Annotated in this window: 19 protein-coding genes and 1 tRNA gene; 17 read left to right on the forward strand and 3 right to left on the reverse strand. The window is 40.7% G+C overall.

Annotated elements, in window-relative coordinates:
* Positions 1-254 precede the first annotated feature (254 nt).
* Positions 255-2894 (forward strand): bifunctional acetaldehyde-CoA/alcohol dehydrogenase, encoded by a 2640-nt coding sequence (gene adhE / locus DXB52_RS01335; protein ID WP_118106299.1) that lies wholly within the window; start codon positions 255-257, stop codon positions 2892-2894.
* A gap of 427 nt (positions 2895-3321) precedes the next feature.
* A complete protein-coding gene (locus DXB52_RS01340) occupies positions 3322-4077 on the forward strand; it encodes an aminoglycoside phosphotransferase family protein (RefSeq protein WP_117540863.1) in 756 nt (251 codons plus the stop codon).
* Between the two features lie 79 nt (positions 4078-4156).
* Here DXB52_RS01340 and DXB52_RS01345 read toward each other — a convergent pair whose 3' ends face one another.
* Positions 4157-5326 (reverse strand): cell wall hydrolase, encoded by a 1170-nt coding sequence (locus tag DXB52_RS01345; RefSeq protein WP_117540861.1) that lies wholly within the window; start codon positions 5324-5326, stop codon positions 4157-4159.
* A gap of 180 nt (positions 5327-5506) precedes the next feature.
* Between DXB52_RS01345 and DXB52_RS01350 the strand changes: the two genes are divergently transcribed.
* The 12 genes from DXB52_RS01350 (at position 5507) to trpS (ending at position 15660) form a co-directional block, all read left to right on the forward strand.
* On the forward strand, positions 5507-6358 hold the full coding sequence (locus DXB52_RS01350) for a Cof-type HAD-IIB family hydrolase (RefSeq protein WP_117540859.1): 852 nt from the start codon (positions 5507-5509) through the stop codon (positions 6356-6358).
* Positions 6352-7179, forward strand: coding sequence for an undecaprenyl-diphosphate phosphatase (locus tag DXB52_RS01355; RefSeq protein ID WP_117540857.1), 828 nt, complete (start codon positions 6352-6354; stop codon positions 7177-7179). The genes DXB52_RS01350 and DXB52_RS01355 overlap by 7 nt, the downstream gene beginning before the upstream one ends.
* A gap of 177 nt (positions 7180-7356) precedes the next feature.
* Positions 7357-8205 (forward strand): transporter substrate-binding domain-containing protein, encoded by an 849-nt coding sequence (locus DXB52_RS01360; RefSeq protein ID WP_181989144.1) that lies wholly within the window; start codon positions 7357-7359, stop codon positions 8203-8205.
* A 109-nt stretch (positions 8206-8314) separates the two neighbouring features.
* The gene (locus DXB52_RS01365; protein ID WP_118106304.1) at positions 8315-9025 is read left to right on the forward strand and encodes an amino acid ABC transporter permease; all 711 of its coding nucleotides are present in this window, start codon (positions 8315-8317) and stop codon (positions 9023-9025) included.
* A complete protein-coding gene (locus tag DXB52_RS01370) occupies positions 9009-9839 on the forward strand; it encodes an amino acid ABC transporter ATP-binding protein (RefSeq protein WP_118106306.1) in 831 nt (276 codons plus the stop codon). Before DXB52_RS01365 ends, DXB52_RS01370 begins: the two co-directional genes overlap by 17 nt.
* An 88-nt stretch (positions 9840-9927) precedes the next feature.
* The gene (gene mutY, locus DXB52_RS01375; protein WP_117540851.1) at positions 9928-11013 is read left to right on the forward strand and encodes an A/G-specific adenine glycosylase; all 1086 of its coding nucleotides are present in this window, start codon (positions 9928-9930) and stop codon (positions 11011-11013) included.
* A 131-nt stretch (positions 11014-11144) separates the two neighbouring features.
* Positions 11145-11753: a TetR/AcrR family transcriptional regulator gene (locus DXB52_RS01380; protein ID WP_118106308.1), complete on the forward strand. Its 609-nt coding sequence runs from the start codon at positions 11145-11147 to the stop codon at positions 11751-11753.
* Positions 11753-12166, forward strand: a complete 414-nt coding sequence (locus DXB52_RS16480; RefSeq protein ID WP_472519897.1) for a diacylglycerol/lipid kinase family protein — start codon at positions 11753-11755, stop codon at positions 12164-12166. Before DXB52_RS01380 ends, DXB52_RS16480 begins: the two co-directional genes overlap by 1 nt.
* Before the next feature lie 40 nt (positions 12167-12206).
* Complete coding sequence (locus tag DXB52_RS16485) at positions 12207-12671, forward strand: diacylglycerol/lipid kinase family protein (RefSeq protein WP_472519898.1); 465 nt, start codon at positions 12207-12209, stop codon at positions 12669-12671.
* A 20-nt stretch (positions 12672-12691) separates the two neighbouring features.
* Positions 12692-13516: a glycerophosphodiester phosphodiesterase gene (locus DXB52_RS01390; protein ID WP_117540845.1), complete on the forward strand. Its 825-nt coding sequence runs from the start codon at positions 12692-12694 to the stop codon at positions 13514-13516.
* Positions 13517-13699: 183 nt separating this feature from the next.
* Complete coding sequence (locus DXB52_RS01395; RefSeq protein ID WP_117579158.1) at positions 13700-14380, forward strand: phosphatase PAP2 family protein; 681 nt, start codon at positions 13700-13702, stop codon at positions 14378-14380.
* 194 nt (positions 14381-14574) lie between these two features.
* Positions 14575-15660 carry a tryptophan--tRNA ligase gene (gene trpS / locus DXB52_RS01400; protein WP_020436495.1) on the forward strand — a complete coding sequence of 362 codons (1086 nt, stop codon included), beginning with the start codon at positions 14575-14577 and terminating at the stop codon, positions 15658-15660.
* A gap of 204 nt (positions 15661-15864) precedes the next feature.
* Here the strand turns inward: trpS and DXB52_RS01405 are convergent.
* Together DXB52_RS01405 and DXB52_RS01410 are read right to left on the reverse strand one after the other, a co-directional pair.
* Positions 15865-15938, reverse strand: a tRNA-Arg gene (locus DXB52_RS01405).
* A 156-nt stretch (positions 15939-16094) separates the two neighbouring features.
* On the reverse strand, positions 16095-16430 hold the full coding sequence (locus DXB52_RS01410) for a hypothetical protein (RefSeq protein WP_472519899.1): 336 nt from the start codon (positions 16428-16430) through the stop codon (positions 16095-16097).
* A 141-nt stretch (positions 16431-16571) separates the two neighbouring features.
* Here DXB52_RS01410 and DXB52_RS01415 point away from each other — a divergent pair, with 141 nt between their 5' ends.
* The 3 genes from DXB52_RS01415 to DXB52_RS01425 all read left to right on the forward strand — a co-directional run bounded on the left by DXB52_RS01415 (position 16572) and on the right by DXB52_RS01425 (position 18970).
* Complete coding sequence (locus DXB52_RS01415; protein ID WP_015528267.1) at positions 16572-17003, forward strand: hypothetical protein; 432 nt, start codon at positions 16572-16574, stop codon at positions 17001-17003.
* A 7-nt stretch (positions 17004-17010) separates the two neighbouring features.
* On the forward strand, positions 17011-18054 hold the full coding sequence (locus DXB52_RS01420; RefSeq protein ID WP_118106310.1) for a PTS sugar transporter subunit IIC: 1044 nt from the start codon (positions 17011-17013) through the stop codon (positions 18052-18054).
* 139 nt (positions 18055-18193) lie between these two features.
* A complete protein-coding gene (locus tag DXB52_RS01425; RefSeq protein ID WP_117540839.1) occupies positions 18194-18970 on the forward strand; it encodes a GTP pyrophosphokinase in 777 nt (258 codons plus the stop codon).
* Positions 18971-19048: the final 78 nt, after the last annotated feature.

Genomic DNA, 19048 nt, shown 5'->3' on the forward strand with positions numbered 1-19048 from the left:
AAAAACACTCCGCTTGGGATGTGTCAAAACTGTTCGCTGTCAAGAAAAAAATCATTTTTGTAAAAAGTGCACAACTGATGTTAAAAAAATAACGTTAAAACTTTAACGAAAGGTACATTGACAATTAATTAACGAACCAGTATACTATTAACTGTAATCGGGAAACATAAAAACAACCCGATCGGATAAAACTTGCAGGTTACAAAAACAGTGACTATAAAAATGATTTATTCAAGTACAGGAGGAATACTCAGATGGCAAAGAAAGAGGCGGCAAAAACTGTAGAGACAAAGACAGTAAATACCGGATTCGTTGATAACGTAGAAGCTCTTGAAGCAAAAATGAAAGAAATGCGCGAAGCACAGAAAATCTTCGCTACATTTACACAGGAGCAGGTTGACAAAATCTTCTATGAAGCAGCTATGGCAGCAAACAAGCAGCGTATCCCGCTTGCAAGACTTGCAGTAGAAGAAACTCAGAGAGGTATTCTCGAGGATAAGGTTATCAAAAACCATTACGCAGCAGAGTATATTTACAACGCATACAAAGATACAAAGACATGTGGTGTTGTAGAAGAAGATAAGGCTTTCGGAATCAAAAAGATTGCAGAGCCAATCGGACTTGTTGCAGCAGTTATCCCTACAACAAACCCTACATCAACAGCAATCTTCAAAACACTGATCTGCTTAAAGACGAGAAATGCAATCATCATCAGCCCACACCCGGCTGCTAAGGCATCTACAATCGCAGCAGCTAAAGTTGTTCTTGATGCAGCAGTTAAGGCAGGAGCTCCGGAAGGAATCATCGGATGGATCGATGCTCCGTCACTGGAACTTACAAACACAGTAATGAGAGATGCAGACATCATCCTTGCAACAGGTGGTCCTGGAATGGTTAAAGCAGCTTACTCTTCAGGAAAGCCGGCACTCGGAGTTGGAGCTGGTAACACACCGGTTATCATCGACGACACAGCAGATGTAAGAATGGCAGTTAACTCAATCATCCACTCTAAGACATTTGACAATGGTATGATCTGTGCTTCTGAGCAGTCTGTAACAGTACTTGAAAGCGTATATGAAGAAGCAAAGAAAGAATTCCAGTATAGAGGATGCTACTTCCTGAAACCAGGTGAGGAGCTTGACAAAGTTCGTAAGACAATCATCATCAACGGTGCACTGAACAGTAAGATCCCAGGAAAATCAGCTTATGAAATCGCTCAGATGGCAGGCGTTGATGTACCGAAGAATACAAAGATCCTGATCGGAGAAGTTGAATCTGTAGATATCTCAGAAGAATTTGCACATGAGAAATTATCACCGGTACTTGGTATGTACAAAGCCAAAACATTTGATGAGGCGCTTGAGAAAGCAGCTCAGCTTGTAGCAGACGGTGGATATGGACATACATCTTCCCTCTACGTACATCCGGCAGAGACAGAGAAGATTGCAAAACATGCAGCAGCAATGAAGACTTGTCGTGTACTGATCAACACACCTTCTTCTCACGGTGGAATCGGAGACCTTTATAACTTCAAGATGGCTCCGTCCCTTACACTTGGATGTGGATCATGGGGTGGAAACTCTGTATCAGAGAACGTAGGAGTAAAACATCTGCTTAACATCAAGACAGTTGCAGAGAGGAGAGAAAATATGCTGTGGTTCAGAACACCTGAGAAAGTTTACTTCAAGAAAGGTTCTATGCCGGTTGCACTGGATGAGCTTGGAACAGTAATGCACAAGAAGAAAGCATTTATCGTAACTGACTCTTTCCTTTACAAGAACGGATATGTAAAACCAATCGAAGATAAATTAGATGAAATGGGAATCCAGCATACATGCTTCTTCGAGGTAGCACCAGACCCGACACTTCAGTGTGCACGCAAGGGTGTTGACCAGATGAGACAGTTCGAGCCAGATACAATCATCGCTCTTGGTGGTGGATCTGCAATGGACGCTGCTAAGATCATGTGGATCATGTATGAGCATCCGGAAGCAAACTTCGAAGATATGGCTATGGACTTCATGGACATCCGTAAGAGAGTATTTACATTCCCTAAGATGGGAGAGAAAGCTTACTTCGTAGCTATTCCAACATCTTCAGGAACAGGTTCTGAGGTAACACCATTCGCAATCATCACAGACGCTGACACAGGTGTTAAATGGCCAATCGCTGACTACGCTCTGCTTCCAAACATGGCAATCGTAGACGTAGACAACATGATGACACAGCCGAAGGGACTGACAAGTGCTTCAGGTATCGACGTTATGACACATGCAATCGAGGCATATGTATCTATCATGGCTACAGATTACACAGATGGTCTTGCTATGAAGGCTGTTAAGCTTGTATTCGAGAACCTTCCATCTGCATATGAGAACGGAGCAAACGATCCGAAGGCTCGTGAAGAAATGGCAAACGCTTCCTGTATGGCTGGTATGGCATTCGCAAATGCATTCCTTGGTGTTAACCACTCCATGGCTCATAAGCTTGGTGCTTTCCACCACCTGCCACACGGTGTTGCTAACGCAGTAATCCTTACAGAGGTTATGAGATACAACGCAGCAGAAGTTCCGACAAAGATGGGAACATTCTCACAGTATCAGTACCCACATGCACTTGCAAGATACGCAGAACTCGGACGTTTCGCAGGATGCACAGGTAAAGATGATAAAGAAGTATTTGAGAACTTCATCGCTAAGCTTGAAGAACTCAAAGAGAAGATTGGAATCAAGAAGACAATCAAAGATTACGGTATCGATGAGAAGTACTTCCTTGATACACTTGATGAAATGTCAGAGCAGGCATTCAACGATCAGTGTACAGGAGCTAACCCAAGATACCCACTCATCCAGGAGATCAAAGATCTGTACCTGAAATGCTACTACGGAAAATAAATTGCATTGCATAAGCAGGCATATGACCGTTAGAATCTAAAATATACGAGAGAGATAGAATGATGTTGAAAAGCATTGTTCTATCTCTTTTTTTACGCGAGCAACGAGCCAAAGTCTGTGCTTGCACAAGACCTTGGCGACTGCCGCGATAACTTGGAAAATAGAGTTTTTGAGTTTTCCAAGTATACGCGAGCAACGAGCTAGAGTCTGTAATTGTTAAGAAATAGACAATGTATAGCGGGTAAAAAAACTTGTTAAAAACTGCACAAACTTGCGCTGAAGGGGTTTTATTTTTTGAAATTAAGAGATATAATGACATCATCAAAACAAAGCAGGAGCCGAAAGGCAAGAGGAACAGCTCCGCAGATCCTGAGATAAAATAAGAGCAGACAAGCAGGTGTGTTCAAGATATAAGGAGGTCTATATTATGAAGTTAGAAGAAAAAAATCTCATCGTGAAACGTGCTTACAAATCAGTTTACAAATGTGATGACTACATTGTGAAGGTTTTTAATGAAGGACATCCGAAGTCAGATGTATTTAATGAGGCTCTGAATACTGCAAGAGTAGAAGAGACAGGTTTGGACATTCCGAAGGTAAAAGAAGTAACTCAGATTGATGGAAAGTGGGCAATTGCGATCGAGTACAAAGCAGGTAAGACACTTGAGGACATGATGGAATCTGATAGGAAGAATCTGGAAAAATATATGGAAGACTTTGTTGATCTCCAGTTACAGGTTCAGAGTAAGAAATCACCGCTTCTGAAAGGAATGAAAGATAAATTAGCTCGTCAGATCAATGGATTGAAAGATCTTGATGCGACTACACGTTATGAGCTTATGACAAGACTTGAGAGTATGCCAAAGCATAATAAAGTATGCCATGGAGACTTTAATCCGAGTAATGTGATCGTAGGAAAGAATGGAAAGATGACAGTGGTTGACTGGGCTCATGCAACACAGGGAAATGCAAGTGCAGATGCAGCAATGACATATCTTCTCTTTGCACTGAAGGATCAGAAAGTAGCAGACCTTTACTTAAAACTGTTCTGCAAGAAGAGCGATACAGCAATGCAGTATGTGCAGCAGTGGCTTCCGATTGTTGCAGCAGCACAGTTGTCTAAAGAAAATGAACTTGAGAAAGATTTCCTGATGAGATGGATTGATGTTGTTGATTATCAGTAGAAAATAGAGTTGTTTCTAAAAAAAGAAGCACTGGAAGATCAAAATGAAATCTTCCGGTGCTTCTTAGTCTTTTTATTATTTACCAACTCGTAAAGAAAACGTTATCGCCAATTACGACACCGGTTCTGGTTGTCGATGGTGCGTACAGGAAGTAATAACAGTCGGCTACAGAGGCAAGACGAGCTCCGTTGATCGCATCCTGTGCAACCTGGATAGAAAGACTTCGTGGACCTTGCTTTAATACACGGTCTAAGGAACCTGTCCATACAGGAGCAAACTGTCCTTTGGCATAGATGACATCATGAATAGAATTCGGAAAGCGGCTGCTATATACACGATTCATAATGACTGTAGCAACTGCAAGCATAGAATCGTAATCATAGTGGGCCTCACATTGCAGAATTGCTGCAAGAAGTGTAAGGTCATCAGACGCAATGGCAGATCCGGAACTATTGGAGCCACCAGAAGAACTTGAACTTCCGGAGGATGAGGAACCTGAATTACCGGAGTTCCCAGAGGAACTGGAAGTATTCGTTTTGTTCGTGCTGGCAGCAGCCTCAGCTTTTGCAGCAGCTTCAGCTTTCGCAGCAGCTTCCGCCTGTTTCCTGGCTTCTTCTGCCTGACGAGCTGCCTCTTCTTCTTTGGCTTTCTGTAGTTTTGCATTCACCTCATTCAAATTAGTAGAAGTTGCAGCAGCTTTTGCCTGTAATTGTGTCTGCTGTGTCTGCAATTGGTTCTGTAAATCTTTCATGGAATCCTGTTGTGCTTCCAGGTCTGCTTTCTGATCAGCAATCTGCTGGTGAACATCTTTCAGATTGTTCAGCGCTTTGCGGTCGTAGTTACTTAAATTTTCAATAAAATCAGCTTTGTTTAGAAAATCTGACATATTTTCTGCTGAGAAAAGCATCTCGAGCATTGTAGCACTTCCGTGCTCGTACATATATTTGATACGGCTTTTCATATCTTCATACTGCTGATCTTCATTTTTCTGCGCTTTCTCAAGATCATCCTGTGTTTTGTCTATATCACTGTTGAGGATCTCAACCTGCATTTCAGTATCAGATATCTTCTCGCTCAAGGTGAGGATATCCTGGTTGATGCCTTTTAATTCGTTCTCAAGGGCAGAGGTCTGGTTTTGCAGATTGTCTATCGTGTCTGTAGCATAGACTGGAAGTGCAGAAAATACAATTGCAAGGGAACAAATGAGCGCAGTGCCCGTATGTAACTTGCTTTTTTTGTAAAATGCCATAATCTCAATATCCTTTCTTTAAATGACATTGCATAGTTGTCGAAAACCTATTATACTATAAAACAGAGAATTAATCAAATTGGCACGGAATATTTTATGATTGTTTTACGAAAAGATTAAAAAGATGTTGCTTTTTGTAACAATTGACGGATAGAAAATACAGAAGATAAGGAAAAAAGTATGGAAAAAAAGGAAATTAAGATTGTTGGATTAGATCTCGATGGAACACTTCTTACAGATAAGAAAGAACTTCTTCCTTATACGAAGAATGTGATCAAAGAGGCGCTGAAGAATGGTACAGTTGTTCTTGTTGCAACCGGAAGACCATGGACAGGAGTTCCAGAGGAATTACGTGAGCTTCCGGGGATGGATTATGCACTGACTGCTAATGGGGCAAGGATTATTGAGACGAGAACCGGAAAGGTACTGGAAGAACATCTGTTATCCAAAGAAGCAGCAAAAAAAGCAATTGCAATCGGAAGAAAATATGATACTCTGTTGGAAGTTTATTTTGATGGGCAGGGATATGCTCAAAAAGATGAGATCGCGCAAGTGAGAAAGTATCATAAGAATCCGAACATGTGGGATTATTTTCTGAGAACACGAATAGCGGTAGACAGACTGGAAGATCTGCTGGATGAAAAAGAAGGGGATCTCGACAAAGTACAGATGTTGTTTGCAGATATGGAAGAGAGAGAAGAGGCGTGGAAAGAGCTGGAGCGAGAAGGCGTCTTTGAACTGGTTGGCTCTCTTCAATATAATATAGAAATCAATGCAGTTGGTGTGAATAAAGGAACCGGACTTGTGAATCTTGGTAAGATGCTTGGAATCAGGCGGGAAGAGATCATGGCGTGTGGGGATGGCGATAATGATATCGCAATGCTCAAAGAAGTTGGATTTGGGGTTGCCATGGCGAATGCCGAAGAAAAGGTCAAAGCTGTAGCTGATTATATTACAGAGAGCAATAATGATGAGGGAGCCGCAAAGGCTATCGAGAAGTTTGTTCTGAAACGAGGAGGGGAATTATGTTAGAGGTATTAAAGGTTATCATTTTAGGAATTGTGCAAGGAATCACAGAGTGGCTTCCAATCAGTAGCACAGGTCATTTGATTCTGGTGGAACAGCTTATTCAGCTGAAACAGAGCGAGGCATTTACGAACATGTTCAATGTGGTGATCCAGTTCGGATCTATTATGGCGGTCGTAGTAATTTATTTCCATAAGCTGAATCCATTTTCACCGACGAAGACGGAGAAACAAAAGAAGATGACAATTCAGTTATGGATTAAAGTAGTGATCGGAACAATTCCGGCACTGATCGGAGGAGTGTTGCTGAACGACCTGATTGAATCAAAACTGAGTAATGCATATGTTGTTGCATTGATGCTGATCGTTTATGGTATTTTATTCATTATAATTGAAAAACGTAATGAGACAAGAGAACCGAAAGTAAAAAGACTCTCCCAGCTTTCTGTGAAGACAGTTCTTCTGATCGGAGTCTTCCAAATGATGGCGATGATCCCTGGGACATCCAGATCCGGAGCAACAATCGTAGGAGCACTGGCACTTGGGGTTTCAAGAGGTGTGGCAGCAGAATTTACATTCTTCCTGGCAATTCCGGTTATGTTCGGAGCAAGTGCACTGAAGTTGTTTAAATTCGGTTTGGCATTTACCCCAATGCAGGTATTCCTGCTTCTTCTTGGAATGATCGTATCCTTTGCAGTATCTGTTATAGCGATCAAGTTCCTGATGAAATATATCAAGAACCATGACTTCAAAGCATTTGGATATTACAGAATCGTACTTGGTATTATTGTATTTTTATTCTTTGGTATTCAGGCTTTATTCAAATAAGGTATGTATTATTGAATAGAGTGCAGTGTGTTTTACTGTTCACAGTTATTGTGAACAGTAAAATTTTGTATTTCCAAAAGAAATCGTGCATAATTACGTCTTGCATTTTATGAAAAGCATGTTATAATTATTAACATGTTTTGAATTTTTATGCAGAGAAAAGAGGAGGAGCTTAAGATGAAGAAGTTTTTATCAGTATTTCTTACTGCAGCATTAGCAGTCAGCATGCTGGCAGGTTGTGGTAGTAAGAACGAAACAGTAACAGCAAAGGTAATCGATATTGACCTTACAAATGAAGAATATGCATTTGGTGTGGACAAGAATCAGCCGGAACTTCTTGAGAAGACAAATGAGTTTATTGCAAAGATCAAATCAGACGGAACACTTGATGAGATCTGCAAAAAGTATTTCTCAGACGGAGAGCCGGAAGCAGTAAAATCAGCAACACTTGATACATCTAAGGATCAGTTGGTTGTAGCTACAAATGCAGCATTCGAGCCATTTGAGTATACAAAGGGTGAAGATTATTATGGAATCGACATGGAGATCGCAAAGCTTCTTGCTGATGAACTTGGAAAAGAGCTTGTAATCGAGAACATGGATTTTGATGCAGTTTGTCTGTCTGTAAGCCAGCAGAAATGTGATATTGCTATGGCAGGACTTACAATCAATGAAGAGAGAGAAGAATATGTTACATTTACAGATTCTTACTATTCAGCATCACAACGTTTGATCGTTCCAAGCAATGTTACAACATTCGATGATTGCAAGACAGCAGATGACGTTGCAGCTAAGCTTGCTGAGACAAAATCATCTGACCAGATCGGTGTTCAGCAGGGAACAACAGGTCAGTACTATGTTGAAGGAAGCGAAGATTGGGACTTTCCGGGACTTCCGGCAAAATGTGTGACATACAAGAGCGGATCACTTGCAGTACAGGATATGCTCAATGGAAATATTAAGTATGTGATCATTGATGCAGCACCGGCAGCAGCAATCACAGAAGCAATCAACGCAGTTCAGTAAGAGTATTTACTAAGAATTTACAGGCAGTAAAATAACAGAATTTATTAACGAGGGAAATACAGGCAGAAGATGATGCATGCATTTTCCTCTTTTTGGAGAAAGGAAACAAATGGGGAATTTTAGTCAGAAAGTAGACAAATTTATTGATATATTTCTGAATCAGAATGGCTATGTGAAAGTAGTTCAGGGACTGCAGAATACTTTGCTGATCGCAATCTGTGGTTTGATTATCGGTATTGTGATCGGTACTTTGATCGCTACAGTCCGTGTGATTCCGAAATATAAAACTCTTCCGAGAGTATTGAATCATATTTGCAGCTTTTACGTTGCATTATTCAGAGGAACTCCTATGGTAGTTCAGCTCCTTATCTTTTATTATGTACTCCTTCCGATTTTTGGGGTGAAGATTACCGGAGTACAGGTTTCTATGGTTGTATTTGGTCTGAATAGTGGTGCATATATTTCAGAGATCATGCGAAGCGGAATCCAGTCTGTCGATCCGGGACAGATGGAAGCCGGAAGAGCAGTCGGACTCAGTTTTGGAACAAGTATGATGAAGATTGTGATTCCGCAGGCTGTAAAGAACATTCTTCCGACACTTGGAAATGAGTTCATTTCTCTTATTAAAGAGACATCTGTAGTAAGCTTTGTCGGTGCAGCTGACCTTTATGTTGCATTTAACTATATCGGAAGTAACAGCTACGAATTCATGGTACCGTACCTTGTAATGGCGTTAATCTACATTGCACTTGTGCTTGTGATCACATTACTTGTTAAATTATTAGAAAGGAGCCTGAAGAAGAGTGATAGACGTAATTAATCTGCAAAAAAGCTTTGGGGACAAAGAGATTCTGAAGGGAATCAATGTTACGATCAATAAAGGCGATATCGTTGCGGTGCTCGGACCATCCGGCTCCGGTAAAAGTACATTTTTACGATGCCTGAACTGTATGGAAGACCCGACAGGCGGAAGTATTATCTTCAATGGTGTTGATATCGCAGATATGAAGGTTGATATTAATCAGCATCGCCGCCATATGGGAATGGTTTTCCAGCATTTCAATCTTTATAATAATAAGACAGTTCTTCAGAATGTCATGATGGCACCTGCATATCTAAGATGTAAGGACATTGATAAGGCAAAGAAAAAGAATCGTATGATCAAATTTAAAAATATGTTCCGTGGAAGTGACAAGAAGGAAGAGCTGATTCCAATCACTGAGACAAAGGATCAGATTAAGAAAGAAGTAAAAGAGCAGGCAATGGCTCTTTTGAAGAGAATCGGCCTGGAAGACAAAGCGGATGTGTATCCGTCTACACTTTCCGGTGGACAGAAACAGCGTGTTGCGATTATCCGTTCCATGGCTATGAATCCTGACGTGATTCTTTTTGATGAGCCAACTTCAGCACTTGATCCGGAAATGGTAGGGGAAGTTCTTGAGCTGATGAAAGATCTGGCAAAAGAGGGAATGACAATGGTTGTTGTTACTCATGAGATGGGATTCGCCCGTGAGGTTGCTTCAAGAGTTCTTTTCATTGATGACGGTCAGATTAAGGAAGAAGCTGCCCCGGCAGAATTCTTTGAACATCCGAAAGATCCAAGACTTCAAGAGTTCCTTTCAAAGATTCTTTAAAAGAAAAATATTTTATCTATAGAATATCTGTTTGGTATTGTGTTACAATATTAAACAGATATTTTTATATATAAGGAAATCGTATTGAATGAAATGTAATGAAAAGGAAAATTGCAAAGTAGAATTTGGGGAATGTGAGAGATTACATGATATGGTAGAACCTCTTGTCGAATGGTTTCGGGAGAATCAGAGAGATCTTCCATGGCGGAAGCATGTGAATGCGTATCGGGTCTGGATTTCAGAGATTATGCTGCAGCAGACGAGAGTGGAAGCTGTTAAATCTTATTACACACGATTCCTGGAAGAACTGCCGGATATCAAAGCGTTGGCTGAAGTGCCGGAAGACAGACTGCTTAAGCTGTGGGAAGGACTTGGCTACTACAACAGGGCGAGGAATTTAAAGGCAGCAGCACAACAGGTGATGGAAGAATATAATGGTGTATTCCCGGATACATTTGAAGAGATAAAAAAGTTGAAGGGAATTGGCAGTTATACAGCCGGTGCGATCAGCTCGTTTGTTTATCATCAGCAGAAACCAGCGGTAGATGGCAATGTCTTTCGTGTGGTTACAAGGCTTCTGGAAGACAGTGATGACATTATGAAAGCAAGTACAAGGACAAAGATAGAACGTATGCTTGAACAGGTGATTCCGGCAGAGGCACCGGGAGATTTTAATCAAGGATTGATCGAACTTGGGGCAATCGTCTGTCTGCCGAATGGAGAACCAAAGTGTGAGAGCTGTCCGATAAGGGAATTTTGTCTTGCATATCAGGATGAATGTCAGATGGACTATCCGGTCAAGAAAAAGGCGAAAGAGCGAAGGATCGAGAAAAGAACGATTCTAAGATTCTGTGATAATGAGGAAATTGCGATTCGCAAAAGACCGGGAAAAGGACTCCTTGCAGGATTGTATGAATTTCCTAATGTAGAGGGACATTTGACACAAAAAGAAGTTATAGAATATGCAAAAGAGTCAGGTCTTACGCCGGTGCGCGTGAAGAAGCTGCCAAAGGCGAAGCACATTTTCAGTCATGTGGAATGGCATATGACCGGATATGAGATTTTGGTGGATGAGTTGGAAAAAGAATTTCAGAATCCTGAGATCATATTTGCAGGAAAGAAGGACCTGGAGAAAAATTATGCAATTCCGAGTGCATTTTCTGCATATTTATAAATGAAGAGGATGAGAATATTGTGGTAGCTGAAAATAAAAATAGAGCCCACTCTGTTTTGTTGAAAAAAAAGGCGAAATATGTTATAATATCTCTTATAGTTTAAAATGCATACGGGAGAGTTTTAGCAGAAATGAGTACAAAAACAGAATTATCGAAGCAGCAGAAAAAATCACAGGAAACAAAGGAAAAAATCTTTCAGGCAGCGAAGAAGATTCTTCGGAAGAGTGGATATGAAAAATTGTCGATCAAGAATATCTGTGAAGAAGCAGGTGTGTCGAACGGAAGTTTCTATCATCATTTTAAGACAAAAGATGATTTGCTGTCTTATTATATAGAAGATCAGCCTACGATGGGACCGGATCTGTTGGAGGCACCGAAAAGTCTGGAAGATGTAAAGGACGGAATTGTCCGTGTTTATTTGAATTATGTAGCTTATTGCCGTGAGCTTGGTGTAGAATTTATGGCAGGGTATTATGATACAAAGAATCAGGCATTGAATCCGGCGATAAGAACAGAACGTCCATATCCGATCGTGACAGTACAGGCTTATGTAGAGCAGGCTGCGAAGGATGGGATTATTAACGTTAGAGAAAGTATTGACGAATTTACAACAGATATCCGGATGATCGTGATCGGAAATGTATTTGAATGGTGTCTGAGAGAGGGAAATGCTGATTTCGAAGGCAACATGAGTCGTTCTCTAAGGCGATATCTGGACAGTACACTGGAGGAAGGTTGATGATTTATCACTTTATTGTGAATCCGCGGGCTCGTTCAGGGCTTGGCGAGATGCTGTGGAAACAGCTGCAACCTGAGTTGTGCAGAAAAAGAATCGATTATCAGATTCATCTGACAACAAAGAAAAAGGATGCAGGAAAGATCGCATCAGAGATTACGGAAGATGGTCAGGAGCACATGTTTGTTGTTCTTGGAGGCGACGGTACACTCAATGAAGTATTAAGCGGAATTAAATCATTGGAGAAGGTGACGTTGGGATATATTCCGATCGGGTCAAGTAATGATTTTGCAAGAGGAACAGGAATTCCGGGAGATCCTTTTGAAGCATTGGACACAATTCTTTCACCCAAAAAGGTTGAAAAGATGGATATCGGTGTGCTAAAAAGGGGAGGGAAGGAAGAAGATTTGCAGTAAGTGCAGGGATTGGATTTGATGCTGCTGTCTGTCATGAAGTATGCGTTTCGAAATGGAACGTGTGTTAAATCTTCTGAAAATTGGAAAGCTGAGTTATGCGGTTGTGGCAATGGATCGTATTATAAAGGATCGGCCAGTAAAGCTTGAACTGACAATGGATGATGGAAGCACGAAAGTGTTTGAAAAGACTTATTTTGCAGCATTTATGAATCTTCCATACGAGGGTGGTGGATTCAAATTCTGTCCCGAGGCTTCTGGAAGTGATGGATTTCTTGATATTATGGTTGTGGCAAATCTGTCAAAGTTTAAAATTTTGTGTTTGCTTCCAACCGCTTTTTCAGGAAAGCATACAAGATTTAAAGGTGTGACGACATTGAAATGTCGCAGTGCAAAAGTAGTAACAGATCGTGCACTGCCGTTACATACAGATGGAGAACCTTCCTTTTTATCAAAAGAGATAGAAGTCTCACTGGAAAAAGAAAAACTTAATGTGATCGTTGAATAGAAGAAAGGAGATGAAACAGGATGCATGTAGGGATTGTTTTAGTGGTTATATTATGTATGGTAATAGGACTGCTGGCTTTTTTAATCTTTCTGCTGGCGCCAAGACTGTCTGGCAGAAAAAGAGTGCATCCGTTTCTTGGCGTAAAGTGGGCGCATAGAGGACTTCATGATAAGAAGCGTGGGATTCCGGAAAATTCATTTCCGGCGTTTCGTGCGGCAATCGAAGCCGGAGATGGAATAGAACTGGATGTTCATCTGACAAAGGATGGACAGTTGGTGGTTTTTCATGATGATACATTTGAAAGAATCTGTGGAAGACGGGGCAGAGTGGAAGATACTTCATATGAAGAGATGCAGAAGTACAGACTTGCGGAGACAAAAGAGAGGATTCCACTATTGTCAGAAGTACTGCAGCTGGTAGATGGAAAGGTGCCACTTCTGATCGAGGTGAAACTTCCTAACACAGATACAAAGATTTGCAGAAAATTGGATGAAGAATTGCGAAAATATCATGGCGAATACATGATCCAATCCTTTAACAGCCTGGTACTTCGCTGGATGAAGAAGCATCGGAATGAAATCCCAAGAGGACAATTATCTGAGAATCTGACGAAAAACGACAGAACAACGCATTATCTCTTGAGATTTTGTGTAAAATATCTTTTGAGTAACTGTATGTGCAGACCGGATTTTATTTCTTACCGATGGTCGGACAGAAAGAATCCGGGATTATGGCTGAACAGGGTTCTCTTTAAAACGCCGGCAGCGGCATGGACACTACATGGAGAAAAAGATGTTAAGGCGGCAAGAAGAAGCTTTGATATGTATATTTTTGAGATGAGTTAAAGAAGAGACAGATGTTGATAATTCATAAGAAAAAGAAAAGAAATGTTAAAAACTTATGAAGTCGGTTGAGATTGTGTTTTAAAAGTGCTATAATCGAGCCTATCAAAAAAGAACGTTAAATGAGAATAGCGTAGAAGTAGCAAGTGCTGTATCGGTTTGATGAAAAGCGGAGGAGTGTCAGATATGAAATGGAAGACAAAGTTCATAGAGACAATGAAAAGATATAAGCATGCATGGGTGTTTTTATATGCGTTAATCTATATGCCGTGGTTTTGGTTTCTTGAGAAACATGTGACGATGAATTATCATGTGGTGCAGACCGCATTAGATGAAGAAATTCCTTTTATTGAATATTTTATTGTACCGTATATGTTATGGTTTGTATTTATCGCAGCTACATTTTTATACTTTTTCTTTACAGATGTACAGGGATTTTACAAACTGGCGAAGATTTCGTTTGCAGGAATGACAATTTTCCTTATTATTTGTTCCGTCTTTCCGAATGGTCAGGATTTGCGACCGGTTGTGTTTGAACGGGATAACATTTTTGTAGATGCAGTTCGGATGCTGTATCGGACAGATACGTGTACGAATGTATTTCCAAGTCTTCATGTGTTTAATACTCTGTGCGCATGTATTGCAATCCGTAAGAGTCAGGCACTTAAGAAACACAAAGCTGTTTGTATCGGAGCATATGTGCTTGGAGCGTTGATCATAATGGCGACTATGTTCTTGAAGCAGCATTCTGTACTTGATGTGACAGGAGCATTTATTATGGCTTATCTGTTGTATCAGTGGGTATATGCAGAAGAGACGAAGAAAGTTCCGGGATATTCAAAGCGTCCGGTATTTCAGAATAAGTAAGAGTTAGAAAAAGAATTATAGGAAGTGCTTTTGGCTGATGAGGTCAGGGGCACTTTTTAACTTTCCGAATATACAGAAGTTTCTATAGAAAAGCATCTGGGGAAATGCTATAATAAAAGCCAGTGAATTACTGTGGGAAGATTAGCCTGACAGTTACGAATAAAGTATTACATGAGATTTAGGAGGACTAGAGCATGAAGAAGGTTATGCTTACTGGTGACAGACCAACAGGAAGATTACACGTAGGACATTATGTGGGTTCCCTGCGTCGCCGTGTTGAATTACAGAATACAGGAGATTTTGATGACATTTTTATTATGATCGCAGATGCACAGGCATTGACGGATAATGCTGATAACCCGGAAAAGGTACGTCAGAATATTATCGAAGTAGCATTAGACTACATGGCTTGTGGATTGGATCCGGAGAAGTCTACTCTGTTTATCCAGTCACAGGTACCAGAACTGACAGAGTTATCATTCTATTACATGAATCTTGTGACAGTCTCAAGACTGCAGAGAAATCCTACTGTAAAGAATGAGATTAAGATGAGAAACTTTGAGGCAAGTATCCCGGTTGGATTCTTCACATATCCGATCAGCCAGGCAGCAGATATTACAGCATTCAAGGCTACTGTTGTACCGGTAGGAGAAGATCAGCTCCCGATGCTTGAGCAGACAAAGGAGATTGTACATAAATTTAATTCCGTTTATGGAGATACACTGATCGATCCGAAGATTCTTCTTCCGGAGAATGAAGCATGCCTTCGTCTCCCGGGAATTGACGGTAAGGCGAAGATGAGTAAGTCTCTGGGTAACTGTATTTATCTGTCAGAGGAATCTGAAGATATTAAGAAGAAAGTATTCAGCATGTTTACTGATCCGAATCATATCCGTGTGGAAGATCCGGGAAGTCTGGAAGGAAATACTGTATTCACATATCTGGATGCATTCTGTAAACCAGAGTATTTTGCGGAATTCCTGCCGGAATATCAGAATCTGGATGAGCTGAAAGCACATTATCAGAGAGGCGGACTTGGAGATATGAAAGTGAAGAGATTCCTGAACAATGTTCTTCAGGCAGAACTGGAGCCAATCCGCAACAGAAGAAAAGAACTTCAGAAAGACATTCCTGCAATCTACGAGATTCTTAAAAAGGGAAGCGAGAAGGCAGAGGCTGTTGCAGCACAGACATTGAAAGAAGTAAAAGATGCAATGAAGATCAATTATTTTGATGATAAGGCACTGATTGAGGCTCAGGCAGAGAGATTTTCAAAATAGAGTGTTGTTAGAACAGTTATAATGGAATTTTAAATCAGGACGGGCGGTGCAAATTTGAGTTTGCTTATATGTGAACTTGAATCCGGCACCGCCTTTGCTTGATTTTGGGCTAATTGTTGGGCGCGTGTGCGGAGAGGATCTTTTGAAGTTAGATTTCCAAAGATGCAAAAAGACTGTAAGGAAATTTCCTTACAGTCTCTATAGCGTGCGATAGAAGATTCGAACTCCCGGCCTTCTGATCCGTAGTCAGACGCTCTATCCAGCTGAGCTAATCGCACATCTTATTTTGTTGTTCTGCTGTGTCGCTCACAACATAAAAGATTATATAACGATGTTCGTAAAATGTCAACACTATTTTTAAAATTTTTTTAAAAATTTTACAGCATTTAATAATACAAAAATGAAATGCAAAAAACAATCAAAGATATCTACGACTATTCTTCTATAATCTGTATTTCAAGATAATCAAAATCAATCTCATCGACAAAGTTGTCTTGATAAAATCTCGCTTTAGCATGCCGTTTGAATTCAGCAATTGTTGAGTCGAGCCAGAGTGGCTTGCTTAGATCAAATTCATAACAAATCTCATCAAGTGCATGAAAAATCTTGTGTGTACGTGTGTCGTCTGTCTCATCGCAGATAACAGTATCGCAAAGCATGCGGTTGTCTTTAAATTCTTTTCCCCATAAACGAAACATAATAGACTCCTTTCCGGCAGCAGAAGAAACTATCTGATCTTCTGAAAATACCTGTCTCTTGTATCCTAACATAAGAAAAACAAAAAGTCATTTCTTTTTTAGAGACTTTTTGGTATAGTGGAACGGTAATGTTACTGTTTGCACATCGTGTGAACAGTAACACGGTAATGGTAACAGCAATATAGTAATTGATAGAATGATTGGAGAGCAGTTATGATTAGAGAATGTACAGAGACAGACAGAGAAATACTGGGAAGTTATCTGGAAGAAGACAGTTATGGACAGGCAATCTTTCATCTGATTGATGAATTCGGATTTGAACAGAAATTCCAGTCCGTTTATATGGATATTGAAGAAGAACAGTGCAAAGGTGTTTATCTTATGATTTACAAAAATGTACTGCTTTATTCGAAAGAGAACCAGGTGGAAATTGATTTCCTGGAGCAGATGCTCTCTGTGCTTGTGCCGGAGATGGTGATTGGACGAAAGGATAATGTGAATATTGTAAGCTGGCTTCTGACAGACTACCGGATGGACACCGTAGATCAGATCCCGGAGCTTTGTGATGAGGAAGGCAATGCGTTGAAGAGGGACACCCGGAAGAAGGAAGGACAGGAATGGGGCGTCCTGTATAAGGAGGACTAGAAGAGCGATGAAGAGAATATTTATTGACGGACTCAGCGGAATGGCGCAGGGCTTGTTTGCAACATTGATCATAGGAACAATCATCCAGCAGATGGGAATATTTGTTGGAGGAAATTATGGAGATTTAATTTATTTGATCGGGAAAGTTGCAGCAGCACTTACAGGAGCAGGTATTGGTGTCGGAGTAGCAAGGAAGCTGGAGGCTCAGCAGCTTGTTACAGTTTGTGCAGCTGTTGCCGGTATGATCGGAGCATTCGCGGGGAAAATTCTGGCAGGTCAGGTGCTTGTAGATGGGAATATCGTATTAGCCGGACCGGGGGAACCACTGGGAGCTTTCGTGGCAGCTTATGTGGCAATTGAGATTGGAATTTTAGTTACAGGAAGAACGAAACTCGATATTATCCTGACACCATTGATCTGCATTGGTGTTGGTGCAGTTGTTGGTTTGTTTGTCGGACCACCGATTTCTTCCTTTATGAACTGGCTGGGTTCCTTGATTAACTGGGGAACAGAACAGCAGCCGTTCCTTATGGGAATTGTAGTTTCGGTCTTGATGGGAATGATCCTGACATTGCCGATCAGCTCCGCGGCTTTGGGGGTAATCCTGAATCTGTCAGGTCTTGCGGCTGGAGCAGCTACGGTTGGATGTTGCTGCAATATGATTGGATTCGCAGTTGCAAGCTACAGAGAGAATAAGATTGGTGGATTTCTGGCACAGGGAATTGGTACTTCTATGCTTCAGGTACCGAATATTATGAGACATCCATTGATTTGGATCCCATCCATTTTGTCAAGTGCAATTTTAGGACCGGTAAGTACAATGTTACTCCATATGACGAATAATGCAACCGGATCTGGAATGGGAACAGCCGGGCTGGTTGGTCCGTTGATGACGTGGCAGGTGATGATCCAGACAGAAGATCCGATGATTGTTCTGGTGAAGATCATTGTGATCCAGTTTGTACTTCCGGCAGTGATCACACTTGGAATTTCAGAATTTATGAGAAAGAAGGGCTGGATTCGCCAGGGAGACATGAAACTGGAGCTGTAGGCAGAAAGTGGATTACAGAGATTGGAAAGATACTATTACAGTAACACTAAAATATCTCTAAAAAAGCAGTGAATTCTGTGACAGAAAAATGGGAGTATGTTATACTTAATATATATAAACAGACCGGGGGATGACTGCTATGAGAAGTGAACAACAGGTAGAAGCTGCGCTAAAGAGTTATGAAGATGTTGACAGCTGGAAGACAATCATTTTCCTGTATAATGCAGCGTTGAAAGAAGTTGGTACAAAGCTGGAGATTCTTAATGATGAATTTCAGCATGTACATCAGTATAATCCGATTGAACATATTAAGACAAGAATCAAGACACCGGATAGTATTGTGAAAAAGTTGAAGAGGTATGGACATGAGACGTCTATAGAGAACATGGTTCGCTATGTGAATGATATTGCAGGAGTAAGATTGATCTGTTCATTTACATCAGACATATATCGTCTGGCAGAGATGATAGGGAATCAAAGTGATTTGAAAGTTCTTTCAATTAAGGATTATATTAAGAATCCCAAAGAAAGTGGATATAAAAGTTATCATATGTTAGTTTCTGTGCCGATATTTCTTTCGGATAGTGTAGTAGACACGAAGGTAGAAATTCAGATCCGAACCATTGCAATGGATTTCTGGGCAAGCCTTGAACATAAGATCTACTACAAATTTGAAGGGAATGCACCGGAGTATATCAGCAAGGATCTGCAGGAATGCGCGAAGATGGTATCAGAGCTGGATGATAAGATGCTTTCATTGAATGAGGCAATTCGGGAATGCATTGCCCAACAGGATAAGGATCAGATTCAGATGAACGAAGAACTGATGAATGATGTGTGCAGAGATGTTCTTGGAAATAACAAAGAATATAAAGATTCGAAAGTACAGGAAAAAGTGACAGAGATTGTAACATAAGACAGTAATCTGTAGAAAATATAAAACTGTAATAAACGAAGTGAGCTGTGGGAAATGAGAGATTCATATTTTCACAGC

This window comes from Ruminococcus sp. OM04-4AA, from assembly GCF_003462585.1.
In the GTDB taxonomy this organism is placed as follows: Bacteria; Bacillota; Clostridia; order Lachnospirales; family Lachnospiraceae; genus Mediterraneibacter; species Mediterraneibacter faecis.